Annotated in this window: 12 protein-coding genes; 5 read left to right on the top strand and 7 right to left on the bottom strand. The window is 60.6% G+C overall.

The genetic code is table 11. The features are described 5' to 3' along the window. Nucleotides 1-272: 272 nt before the first annotated feature. The gene (locus tag J5278_RS04195) at nucleotides 273-2,672 is read right to left on the bottom strand and encodes a transglycosylase domain-containing protein (protein ID WP_209182226.1); all 2,400 of its coding nucleotides are present in this window, start codon (nucleotides 2,670-2,672) and stop codon (nucleotides 273-275) included. A 346-nt stretch (nucleotides 2,673-3,018) separates the two neighbouring features. On the opposite strand from J5278_RS04195, the gene J5278_RS30875 reads away from it, so the two are divergent. From J5278_RS30875 to J5278_RS04215, 5 genes are all read left to right on the top strand, one after another. Beyond that, the gene (locus J5278_RS30875; RefSeq protein ID WP_257623386.1) at nucleotides 3,019-3,147 is read left to right on the top strand and encodes a hypothetical protein; all 129 of its coding nucleotides are present in this window, start codon (nucleotides 3,019-3,021) and stop codon (nucleotides 3,145-3,147) included. A gap of 171 nt (nucleotides 3,148-3,318) precedes the next feature. Next, a complete protein-coding gene (locus J5278_RS04200) occupies nucleotides 3,319-3,615 on the top strand; it encodes a hypothetical protein (protein WP_209182228.1) in 297 nt (98 codons plus the stop codon). A gap of 133 nt (nucleotides 3,616-3,748) precedes the next feature. Beyond that, a complete protein-coding gene (locus tag J5278_RS04205) occupies nucleotides 3,749-3,937 on the top strand; it encodes a hypothetical protein (RefSeq protein WP_224129845.1) in 189 nt (62 codons plus the stop codon). Between the two features lie 230 nt (nucleotides 3,938-4,167). Then, the gene (locus tag J5278_RS04210; protein ID WP_142831473.1) at nucleotides 4,168-4,479 is read left to right on the top strand and encodes a hypothetical protein; all 312 of its coding nucleotides are present in this window, start codon (nucleotides 4,168-4,170) and stop codon (nucleotides 4,477-4,479) included. A 173-nt stretch (nucleotides 4,480-4,652) separates the two neighbouring features. Beyond that, entirely contained in the window at nucleotides 4,653-4,895 is a 243-nt protein-coding gene (locus tag J5278_RS04215; RefSeq protein WP_142831472.1) for a DUF982 domain-containing protein, read from the top strand. Between the two features lie 76 nt (nucleotides 4,896-4,971). On the opposite strand, the gene J5278_RS04220 is transcribed toward J5278_RS04215, so the two are convergent. From J5278_RS04220 to J5278_RS04245, 6 genes are all read right to left on the bottom strand, one after another. Next, complete coding sequence (locus J5278_RS04220; protein WP_209182230.1) at nucleotides 4,972-5,943, bottom strand: SH3 domain-containing protein; 972 nt, start codon at nucleotides 5,941-5,943, stop codon at nucleotides 4,972-4,974. Between the two features lie 470 nt (nucleotides 5,944-6,413). Next, nucleotides 6,414-7,847, bottom strand: coding sequence for an efflux transporter outer membrane subunit (locus tag J5278_RS04225; protein ID WP_209182232.1), 1,434 nt, complete (start codon nucleotides 7,845-7,847; stop codon nucleotides 6,414-6,416). Between the two features lie 325 nt (nucleotides 7,848-8,172). Then, on the bottom strand, nucleotides 8,173-9,126 hold the full coding sequence (locus J5278_RS04230; protein ID WP_209182234.1) for a phosphoribosylaminoimidazolesuccinocarboxamide synthase: 954 nt from the start codon (nucleotides 9,124-9,126) through the stop codon (nucleotides 8,173-8,175). Nucleotides 9,127-9,241: 115 nt separating this feature from the next. Continuing rightward, nucleotides 9,242-9,922 carry a phosphoribosyltransferase gene (locus tag J5278_RS04235; protein WP_209182244.1) on the bottom strand — a complete coding sequence of 227 codons (681 nt, stop codon included), beginning with the start codon at nucleotides 9,920-9,922 and terminating at the stop codon, nucleotides 9,242-9,244. A gap of 6 nt (nucleotides 9,923-9,928) precedes the next feature. Then, complete coding sequence (locus tag J5278_RS04240) at nucleotides 9,929-10,747, bottom strand: pseudouridine synthase (RefSeq protein WP_374108257.1); 819 nt, start codon at nucleotides 10,745-10,747, stop codon at nucleotides 9,929-9,931. Between the two features lie 116 nt (nucleotides 10,748-10,863). Continuing rightward, complete coding sequence (locus J5278_RS04245; protein ID WP_209182238.1) at nucleotides 10,864-11,070, bottom strand: hypothetical protein; 207 nt, start codon at nucleotides 11,068-11,070, stop codon at nucleotides 10,864-10,866. Nucleotides 11,071-11,104 lie beyond the last annotated feature (34 nt).

The raw sequence follows: 11,104 nt of genomic DNA on the forward strand, positions 1-11,104 counted from the left end.
ACTGTCGAAACCCCTGTCAGGCATTTCTGGGACAGCCCCTTACGGGATAGTCTTGCGGTTTGCGCAGTCTTAGCTGCGGTGATGTCGGCTATATAAGTAGCGATTTTGCGGACTGCAAGGCTGGAAATGAAGCGGAATCCGGCAAAGCCCATGCTTTATTTCAAGGTGTTGCAGCTTCTGGCGGCAACCCCGGAAAGAGGCGTGAACCCGCATCAGACCAGCCCTTGGTCCATCCTGCAAGTGGCAACGGTCAAATCAAACGTCAAGGGGTGTTATCGGCCCATGAGATAGTCGAGCAGGGTGGTTCGGCGAGGGCGCGCATCGGACGGCGATTCGCCGATATCGGCGGGCGGCGTCGGGCTTTGCGAGGCATAGGGGTTGCTGTCCGCGCCGGGTCCGACCGGCGGCATGTCGACAGGCTCGTCGTTGTTGGCGATAGCAGCCGGTGCCTGCTGCGGCACAGCAGCGGGTCTTGCCGACACTGCCGGATTGACCGGCGCTGGAGGATAGGTGCCGGCTGGAGAATTCGCTGGCGTCTTCGGGGGAATGTTGCCGGTTGTCGGGCCGCCGAGCACCCCGGAGATGATGCCCGAGATCGTCGACTGGTCGCCGGCATCGCCGCCGGACTGCGCCATCGGCATGCTGCCGTCGATCACCTGGCCGCCGCCGAACAGCGGTGCTTGCGTCAGGCCCTTGTGGGCAGCGATCATGAATTCCTTCCACGCCTTTGCCGGCAGGCTGCCGCCGGTGACCTTCTTCATCGACTTGCCGTCGTCGTTGCCAAACCAGACGCCTGTCGTAAAGTCGTTGGTGAAGCCTACGAACAGCGCGTCGCGGAAGGATTGCGTCGTGCCGGACTTGCCGGCCGTCTGCCAGCCCGGAATCCGGGCCGCCTTGCCTGTGCCCGATGCCATGACGCCTTCCATCATGTAGTTCATGTTGGTAACGACGCTCGGGCTGAGGACGCGGGGCGGATCGCTGAAATTCGCGGTATAAAGCACCTTGCCGGAGGCGGACGTCACCTTGGTGATGACGTGCGGTGTGGCCTTGTAGCCACCGTTCATGAAGGCCGCATAGGAGGATGTCAGCTCCAGCAGCGACACTTCGGATGTTCCAAGCGCGATCGAGGCATTGTCCTGCAGTTCTGAATCGATGCCGAGGCGATGGGCAAGCTTGATCACGTTCGGCGGGCCGACCTCCATCACCAGCTGGGCTGCAATGGTGTTGAGAGAATGGGCAAGGGCAGTCGCCAGCGTCACGACGCCGGAATATTTCTGCTCGTAGTTTTCCGGCGTCCAGTTGCCGATCTTGATGGGCGCATCATTGCGCACGGATGTCGGCGTCAGGCCCATTTCCATCGCCGCAGCGTAAACGAATGGTTTGAAGGCCGATCCCGGCTGGCGCTTGGCGGTGACGGCTCGGTTGTACTGGCTTTCTGCATAGTCGCGACCGCCGACCATGGCGCGGATGGCGCCTGTTCCGTCGACCGAGATCAACGCTGCCTGCGAGGCATCTAGCCTTTTACCATCGTGATCGAGCACATCGCCCAGCGCCTGCTCGGCCTTGGCCTCCATCGCCATGTCGATGGTGGTCTCGACGACGACATCTTCCTTGATCGGGCCGATCAGGCCCGGCAGCTGGTCCATCACCATGTCGGCCGCATAATTCTGGGCGCCATTCCAGAAACTCTTGGCGCGGGTCGGAGGGGCTGCCAGTGCCGTCTTGATATCGGCATCTGTGACATAACCCTGGTCGCGCATCGCCTGCAGCACGACTTGCTGGCGAGCATGGGCTGCCGCTGGATCACGTATCGGCGACAGTTTCGAGGGCGCCTTGACGAGGCCGGCGAGCATAGCGGCTTCGCCCAGGTTCACATCACGGGCGGATTTGTTGAAATAGCGCCGCGAGGCGGCCTCGACGCCAAAGGCATTCGAGCCGAAGAACACGCGGTTGAGGTACATCGCAAGGATCTGGTCCTTGGTGTAGGTGTGCTCCAGCCAGAGGGCGAGCAACACCTCCTGGACCTTGCGCTCCATCGTTCGGTCGGGTGACAGGAAGAGGTTCTTGGCGAGTTGCTGCGTCAGGGTCGACCCACCCTGAACCGTGTGGCCGGTCAACAGGTTGGTCGTGAACGCGCGGGCGAGACCAATGGGGTCGACGCCGAAATGCGAATAGAACCGCCGGTCCTCGATGGCGACGATGGCCTCGGGGATGAAGGGCGACATGTCCTCGAGGGCAAGCGCCTCGCCGCCGGTGGCGCCGCGGTTGGCAAGCGACGTCCCGTCCATGGCGTTTATCTTGACGTTGGGCGGGCGGGCCGGGATCTGCCACGTGCTGGCGCTCGGCATGCGCGACCCATAGTAGAGAACGATGCCGGCAACGCCGATGCCGCCCCACAGGGCCAGCACCAGACACCAGTATATAAGCCGTCGGATCAGGCCAATGAAGCCGAGGCCTTCGCGGCGCTGCGCTCTGTTGCGGCCTCCGCCACGCCCGCTCCGGGCAGTCTTTCGACCCTTGGGATATTTTTCGCGCGCCTTGCCGGAGCCCTTAGCGGGCGAGCCACCGACTATGCGATCGTCGGCGTCGATTGTCAGCTCGTCGTCATCGCGGTCGGACTTGCCGGCGAAGGACGGTTCGATGCGCTGACCTGATCTGCCTTTTCCTGCCATTGCGGACCGGTCAACCCTTCGGTGATGATGCTGCACGCGGGCCGACAGGCAAAGTCCCTGCAAAAAGGTGCCCCACGACCCAGCTGTCGGTTGAACTTTAAATGCGGCGATTTAAGGGGATGTTAAAGGCGGCACGGGTTTTCCATATCCCGATCAACAGTTTGTGGTCGGATGTGTACTATTTGATCGGCAAGCCGAAATCCGCTCTTCATCGATGCCTCTACCTCTCCGCGCAATGAACGCTCCCGTTCTGTGTCGGAGAGTCAATATCTTTGAGCGCGGCCCCACTCGACTTCCTGCATGTTCGATGTTTCATTTGTATTCTGTGGAGCCGAGGGGGCGGTCGATGAGTATCGAGTGGGACGAGCGTAAGGCGAGGCGGGCGCAACTGCACAAGTTTGCTGCGGCTCTGGCAATAACCTGCATGATTGCGGCACTCCCCATTCTCGTCGTCGGGATGCGGATCGGTTTGTAGTTTTCACTGGCGCTGCAGGGTGCAGACATCTTTGCGGTGCCTTATAGCTTCCGTCCGTGCATGCATTCGTATCTCCGAGACCTGACACTTCATCTCTTCGTTGTGGAACACAAAGGCTGCTCGCGCATTTGGTAAGCGACTGCATATTTTTTGTTCAATGAGGGATCGATTATGAAGATTTTTGCCACAGCGTTTCTGACTGCGTCCATGGCGATAGGTTCGCTGTTTGCCGTATCCGCTCCGGTAGCTGCCGCTCCGTTGGCTCCAGTCCAGATCACACAGTCGTCCGACGTGGTGCAGGTCCGCGACGAACGCTGGCGCCACAATCGCCATGAGCGCCGGAACTGGCGTCACGATCGTCGTGAATTCCGCCATGGTCGCGGAGAGTGGCGTCGTGATCGCGGCTACCACAACCGTCGCGAATGGCATCGCCATCACCGCCGCAACGGCGTCATCATCCGCCTGTAACAAGTCTGAAAAGAGCCCTTCGGGGCTCTTTTCTCGTTATGCGCAGGCTCATTCCAGATTCCTTATACAAGGCGGAACGAATGGCAGGCGGTGTCGTTAGTCTAGGTGCCGCTAATTGATGAAGGAGAAATCCATGCCTAATCGCGATCCTCTTCCACAGCCAGACGCCGAGACGCCACGCGGTCCTACGTTTACGCCGGGTATCCCCGACCGCACGCAGGAAAAGCCGGCGGTCCCGCCGATTATCCAACCGGAAGACGACCTGAACCCGAACGATCCCGTCGCTGCAACAATCCGGCCCACGCCGGATGCCGCGATCTGACTGTCGATCGATAAAATTAGCCTATTCGTCGGGCGGCGCACGCGCCGCCCGACCCACGTCTGGACAGCAATCGTGCTGGCCCCAAGGGCCCGGAAACAATTTTTGCACTGCAAAAATCAACAACTGCATTGCACATCTCACGCCCCTCTGTATTTTTGGCATGAGTTGGCGTCCTGTTTGGACTACCGCCGTTGCAGCACCGTCCTGCTCCCCAAGAGGTCTATGTCACCATGATCGTGAAAATTGCCAACCTGTTCGTCGCAGGTTCCTTGTCCCTGTGCGCCCTCTCAGCACCGGCATATTCCGCCGAGCTTCGTTCGGCAACCAAAGCTGAAATCGTCAAGCACCTCGGTCCTAACGCTGCAGGCAAGACCAATGCCAACGGCTTCACCTACAAGGAAGGCAGCAGCAAGGGTTACAAGGTGTCGAACGGCAGCATTTGCATCCGGTCGCCAAATGGCAGCACCGGTTGCGCCAAGATCCTGACAGATGGGACCAACTTCAAGATGCTGACCGCCGATGGCGCAAGAGGCAATTTCTAAGGCCAACATTTCAGCCGCACATCTTTGCCATCTGGTCCTTCGGATGACCAAGCGTTGCTGCCCGGCTCCCCCGTATTTCACCGGTTGTGTTTTTATCGGGACTAATGGACAATGTCGCCTGCGCGTCATCGAGGAGGATGACGCTCAAGCATAGGTCAGGAGGAGACAGGCTCATGCGACACGTTAAATGGAGCAATCCGGTAGAGGTGGGTTTCAGCCAGGATGACGCCCGGGTGATCAGTGGTCCATCCGATGCGTTGCACTGCCTGATGGACATGTGGCCTGATCGGCGCGGGCCTCTTTATGTGGCTGCGCGCAGCGTCTGCCGTGCTGCGATAGCAGGCCGGCGGTCAGCCGAGGAAGCTCGTGAGATCTTCATGTCGGCAACGCGCGAAGCAGACCTGACAACTCACTGAAACGGCCGCAAGCTGACGCGCCCTGCTGGTCAGGTGGGACAGGAGGCCTCAGAGAGACCTCCTGCATCTTCAATGCTCAATTGTGCGACGAGTGCGGCTCGTTGCAGGCAGGGCCGGCGTCCGGGCACACTATGACCTGACCATCATTACGACGAATGACGCGCGGCGGCTCGCTCCTGCTCGGCTGCTGAGCCTGGGGCTGTGGTTGCGGGCGAGGGGCCTCGGGCTGAGCACGCGGCGGCGGCGGAGCAGGCTGCTGCGGAGGCTGCGGCGGCTGCGGCTGAGCCTGTGGAGGCTGCTGACGCGGCGGCTGGCCCTGGGGAGGCTGGTCGCGCTGCGGGCGTTGCTGCTGCTGGGGTTGCTGCTGATCTTGCTGATCCTGCTGCTGGCGCCTGCGCGGCGGCTGGTTGTTGTCGCCGTCGAAGTTGCCCTGGTCGGGGTCGCCATAGCGCTGACCAGCGTCGCCATCGCCATAACGCGGACGGTGGCGGGGGGGCGGGTTGTCATCGCCCTGGTAATTGCCGTCGTAGTCCGGCTGACGCTGGTGGCGCCGCTGCCAATTTCCCTGGTCTTCGTCCTGCGGATCGTAAACCGGCGGCGGTGGTGGCCGGCGATAGATCGGCTGGCCGCCATTGCGCTGCCAGTCCGGACCCTGCGCCCAGCGATCACGGTCGCGGTAGAAATTCCGGCCGCGATAGTTGCGGTCCCAGTAGTTGTCGAGATCGAAGGTGATTGTCGGGATGCCGAGCGGACGATAATACTGCGGACCGACATAGATACGCCGCTGCTGGTATACCGCCTGGACGTAACGACCTGCGACCCAACCGCGACCGCCGTCAAACGAGACGTCGCACCAGGGAAGGTCTGCAAGGCAGCCGTTTATCCTGAGTGGAGCGCCGATCGGGATGAGCGTGACAGCCGGATAGGCAGTGCTCGGTCCGGAACGCATGTTGACGTTCGCCGTCGAGAAGCCCGAGGCAGCCTCGGCGATCGCCGGCAAGGCCAACACGCTGCCCAAGGCTGCGGTGGCCAGAAGTAGTTTCCTCATGTGTCTCCTCCGTGGGACGTCTTGCAGCAATGATTCGCGGGCTGCTTTCTCTCGTCTTGTAAGAATAGATGCATGAACGTAACTTGAACGCTGAATAGCACTGCCATCTTGAAATGTGCCCCCTGCCAAACCATTTATTCTGGAGCCACATAGCGACGAAAAAGCCCGGGGAGCAACGCTCCCAGCGGCAGCGGCGGGACAGCGTTAACCTTTTGTTAACCTATCGCGCCCAGACTGTGTGCAAATCTGCTTTCGCTTTGACCACGGATGTACTGGCATTGTTTCGAAGCAGGTGACGAAAGGCCGGATCGTTCCGGCCTTTTTGTCGTTTTGGCGCATGTCGTATCCCGCTATATTGTCTCGACAATCCAACCCCTGAAATTGCCTCCCCCAAAACGAAACCGCCGCAGGCGGTGCTGCGGCGGTTTCAATGTGCATAAAACGTTGGGCGGCGACGCCCTGGTAGAAGCTTACATCTTCTTCGAGGCCAGGGTTACCGGGGTGACCTTGTCCGGGCTGGCTGGGACATAGCCTGCACCGATCGCAACGTTCAGCGACACATAGTCGGCTGCACTGGTCTGCACGGCAGCTGCAAGGCTTTCCTGTGCGGATGTGACCTGAAGCTGCGCAGTGATGACGTCGAGCAGCGACGATGCGCCATCCTTGTAGCTGGCAGTCGAAAGCTGCAGCGCTTCGCGGTAGGATTTGACCTGCGCACGGAGCGCCGAGATCGTCTGTGCATCGCGGGTAACGGCCGAAAGCGCGTTCTCGACATCCTCGACAGCCGACAACACCGTGGACTTCCAGGAGAGGTAGGCTGCACGGGCATTCGATTCGGCGATCTTGACATTGGCGCGCAACAGGCCGCCGTCGAAGATCGGCAGGTTGAGCGTCGGGCCGAACGACCAGGTGGTGAGGCCACCCTTCGTGCCGCCGGATTTGATGTAGGAAGGCGAGATAGAACCGCTCAGCGAAATGCTTGGATAGAGCTGCGCTTCGGCAACGCCGATTTGGGCGGTAGCTGCTGCCAGCTGACGTTCGGCCTTGCGGATATCGGGACGGTTACGGACGAGATCGGCCGGAACGCCTGTTGTCACATTGCCACGGAAGACAGGCTGTCCGGTCGACGACTGCATTTCGGCAATGACGGTGGCCGAAGGCACGTTCAGCAGGCTAGCAATGTGATGCACCTGCTTGCGGAAGGCGATTTCGTTCGGCGGCAGCTCCGCGAGCGACGAGTTGACGAGACCCTCGGCCTGAACGACGTCCAGACGTGATGCGGCGCCGGCCTGCAGCTGGAACTTCGTCAGTTCGAGCGTTTCGCGGCGGGACTTGAGGTTCTCGTTGGCGACGCCGATTAGCGCCTGATAATAACGGGCTGTGATGTAGCTGGTCACCAGATCCTGGAGATAGGCCAGACGGGTCACATCGACGGTGGCATAGGCTGCATCGAGCGTATCGAGTGCGCCTTCGCGGGCACGACGATATTGTCCGAACAGATCGAGAAGCCAGGAGGCCGTCAATTCGCCGCTGCTGGTGTGCTGCGTCGCCTGCTCGGTACGGAGCTTGCCCTTCTGGCCGCTCACCGTCTGCGCCGCAGTGCCTGTCAAGCTGGGGAGACCCCCTGCGCCGGCAACCGTGACGTCGCCTTCATAAGCGACCGTGGCTTCGATCGACGACAGGATGGAAACGTTCTGGGCGAGGCCTATGTTGACCAGACCGTTGAGCTTGGTGTCATGGTAGTCCATCCACCACTTGCGGCTCGAAACGTCATCGTTCGACTTCGTGCCGCCTTCCGAGAATTTCGCCGGAAGAGGCATCACCGGCGGCTTATGATCTGGGCCGCTGACGCAACCTGCCAGGATAAGCAGCAGGGCAGGAGCAGCTGTACGAATGGAAACCATCACTTTATTTCCCACAATTCTAATTACTATCAGTGCGTTAACGAAGTTTTCATAACTCCGTGTCAATATCGTACACATTCACGGTCCGCAAACGGGTAGTCGAAAGTCGCGACAATCTAGCAACGGCGATTGCAAGATCACAGCCCCTCTGCCAGATTCTCAGGCGTGATTGATCACACAGAGGTGTGAAACCGCGTCTTGCAGGGACGAATTTTTTCAAGTGTTGCAAAAAGCATACCCTGTCCGCCGGTCGCCGCGACCGTTTCGGGTCGACTCGCGTTGCCATTTGGCTCGGACAATAACGGTCGCAAAATTGCAAGACCGTTCATGCTGATTTCGGAAAATAGCTGGCCAAGCTTGCGCGAACCCGTGCCAGCGGGCTCTCGCCACGATTGTCGGGGACAAAGCGTGTGGCCGTTATTGCCTCGTAAGCCGCGATGTAGACCTTCGAGGTCTGTTCCACCAATTCCAGAGGAATTTCAGGTATTTCGTCCCGATACGGGTCGCAACGCTCGGCGACCCAGCTACGGACGAAGTCCTTGTCGAAGCTTGCCGGGCGGGTCCCCTTCTCGAAGCTTTCCTGATAGCTGTCGGCAATCCAGTAGCGGCTGCTGTCCGGGGTGTGGATCTCGTCGGCGAGAATGATGGTGCCGGCCTCGTCTACCCCGAACTCGTACTTCGTATCGACCAGGATAAGACCGCGTTCGAGCGCCATCTGCTGGCCTCGTGCAAAGAGCGCAAAGGCATACTCCGACAGCGTCTTCCACTGCAGTTCGGTCAGCAATCCGCCCTCGATAATTTCGGTGGGCGTCAGCGGCGCGTCGTGACCGCCGTCGAATTCCTTGCTGGTGGGTGTGATGATCGGCTGCGGCAGGATCTGGTTGTCACGCATGCCGTCGGGCAGCGTCGTGCCATACATGGTTCGCTCGCCTTTCTTGTAGAGCGTCAGAATGGATGTGCCCGTGGTGCCTGCCAAGTAACCGCGAACAACAATCTCGACGGGGAGGATGTCCAGCCGCTTGCCGACGACGACGTTCGGATCGGGATAGGCAACAACGTGGTTAGGGCAGATGTCCTTGGTCGCCTCGAACCAGTAGCGCGCTGTCTCGGTCAGCACCTGGCCCTTGTAGGGAATGCAGGTGAGGATACGGTCGAATGCGCTCAGCCGGTCCGTGCTGATGATGATGCGGTTGCCGTCGGGCAAGTCGTAGTTTTCCCGCACCTTGCCGCGATAATAGTTCGGCAGTTCAGGAAAATGGGCTTCTGAAAGGATGCGCAAGGGGACCACCAATCGGCTGGGCATCCGGTTTCAGGATGCGCGTTGTCCGCCGATCCATAAATTGCCAGTCGCCGATGTCAACCGCGATCGCTGCGTTGCGGGCAGAACGACAGCCTCAGGACGAGGCCGGCCGCTGCCAGCCGCCGCCGTCTGCCGGCTCGAGGAGAGGCGTCGCCAGGACGCCGACAACCCGCTCTGTCCATTTCCGATCGAGCGCGCCGAGACGCTGCCGCCAGCGCTCCGACTGCAGCATCGCCGCGCCAATCACAACCGGTTCGACGCCGCATAAGGTCATCAGCTCGAGGCCGGCGGCGATCGAGGTTCCGCTGGAGATGACGTCGTCGACCAGGGCCACGCGCTTGCCTTCGATCAACGGCAGAAGGCGAGGGTCTATGAACAGGCGTTTCCGATCAGACGTGGTGATAGAAGACATATCCACCGAAAATTCGTCGCGGTACCAGAATTTTCGCGACGTCCCGAGGGGGACATACCTGCTGTGGCCGAGTTGGCGGGCAAGGGCGGAGGCGAGCGTCAGTCCGAGTGTCGGCAGGCCGACAACGATATCGATGGCAAAGCCGCAAAGCCGGGCGGCAAGCGCCCTTGCCAACGCATCCTGCACAGCAAAGCTTGCCTGATTGATGATCAACGAGGCCAGTGCGTGGTGGCCATCGGCAAGCACGCGGATCGGCAGCCTGATCCGACCGCCGTCGAAAGCGGCGCTGTAGCTGTCGTGGAAAGGCCCGGCGATCTCGGGGCCGGGTGGATCGATCTGCTGCCAGAAGTCTTCGGGCTGCATCATGGTCTAGCGTCTCCGGCCGGGTTCGCTGCGCTTTTCCATGCCGCTTGCCTGCCTCAGCCCTCGAACCTCTGTCTCCGTCAGGGCTCGCACATTGCCCTTGGGAAGATCCCCGAGTTGCAAATCCCCGAAACTGACGCGCACCAGCCGCAGGCAGGCAACGCCGAGAACATCGAGCATCCGGCGGATCTGGCGGTTGCGCCCCTGTCGCAGCTCCACCTCGATCCAGGCATTGCGATCTCCATGGCGCAGCACCTTCGCCGAGCTCGCCGTAAGCCATTCACCGTCCGAGGTGACGCCGGAGATCATCCGCGCCAGCTGCGTTTCGTCCATCTGCTGGTCGATCTGCACATGATAGGTTTTTGCGACATGGGTGATGGGATCGAGCAGCGCCTGTGCCAGAACGGTATCGTTGGTGAAGAGCAGCAGCCCTTCGCTGGCCTTGTCGAGCCGGCCGACCGGTGAAAGATGCGGGACGTCGAAGGTTTTCAGGCAATCATAGACCGTCGGCCTGCCCTCGGGATCGTGGCGCGTGGTCACCAGGCCGCGCGGCTTGTTGAGCATGAGATAGACTTTCGTCTCTGCCACCACGGCGATTCCATCGACGGCAATCTGCGTGTGGTCGAGATCGACCCAGGCGGCGGTGTCCGTGACGGTGCGGCCGTCGACACTGACACGGCCTTCGGAAATCAGTGCTTCTGCCTGGGTTCGCGAACAATAGCCGAGCTTCGAAAGTGCCCGGGGTAGCGTCACCCTTTTGCCGTCCGTTGTCTCGCGATTTTTGCCGCCACGGTCATGTCGTTGCGGAGATTGCCTTTGGCTCACCGGTCCGTCCTGCACTTGGTATCTTTGCAGCCGGTTTGGCATGTCAGGCGGTTACATGCAAACGGTGCGGGCGGGCAGCGGCAGGGAAGCAACCACTCACATGGATCCCGCCCGTATCAGTGATGACTGAGAAAGCCTTCGAGGTCCTCGCGGCTCACCTCCACGCCGGCGGCAGCCAATGCCGGGTCCGGGTGGGAATAGATGAGGTTCGGAATGTCGGGAAGTTCGAGTGCCTGCCGCATGCTCATGATGCCGACTGCCCGGCTGATGCCCGACTTTACGACGCTGACTTCGACGATACTTTCCGGTCTGGCAGTCTGCATGATTTCCTCCCGCGCATTTTTTTATCGTTAGGCC

Source organism: Rhizobium sp. B21/90, assembly GCF_019355815.1.
In the GTDB taxonomy this organism is placed as follows: Bacteria; Pseudomonadota; Alphaproteobacteria; order Rhizobiales; family Rhizobiaceae; genus Rhizobium; species Rhizobium rhododendri.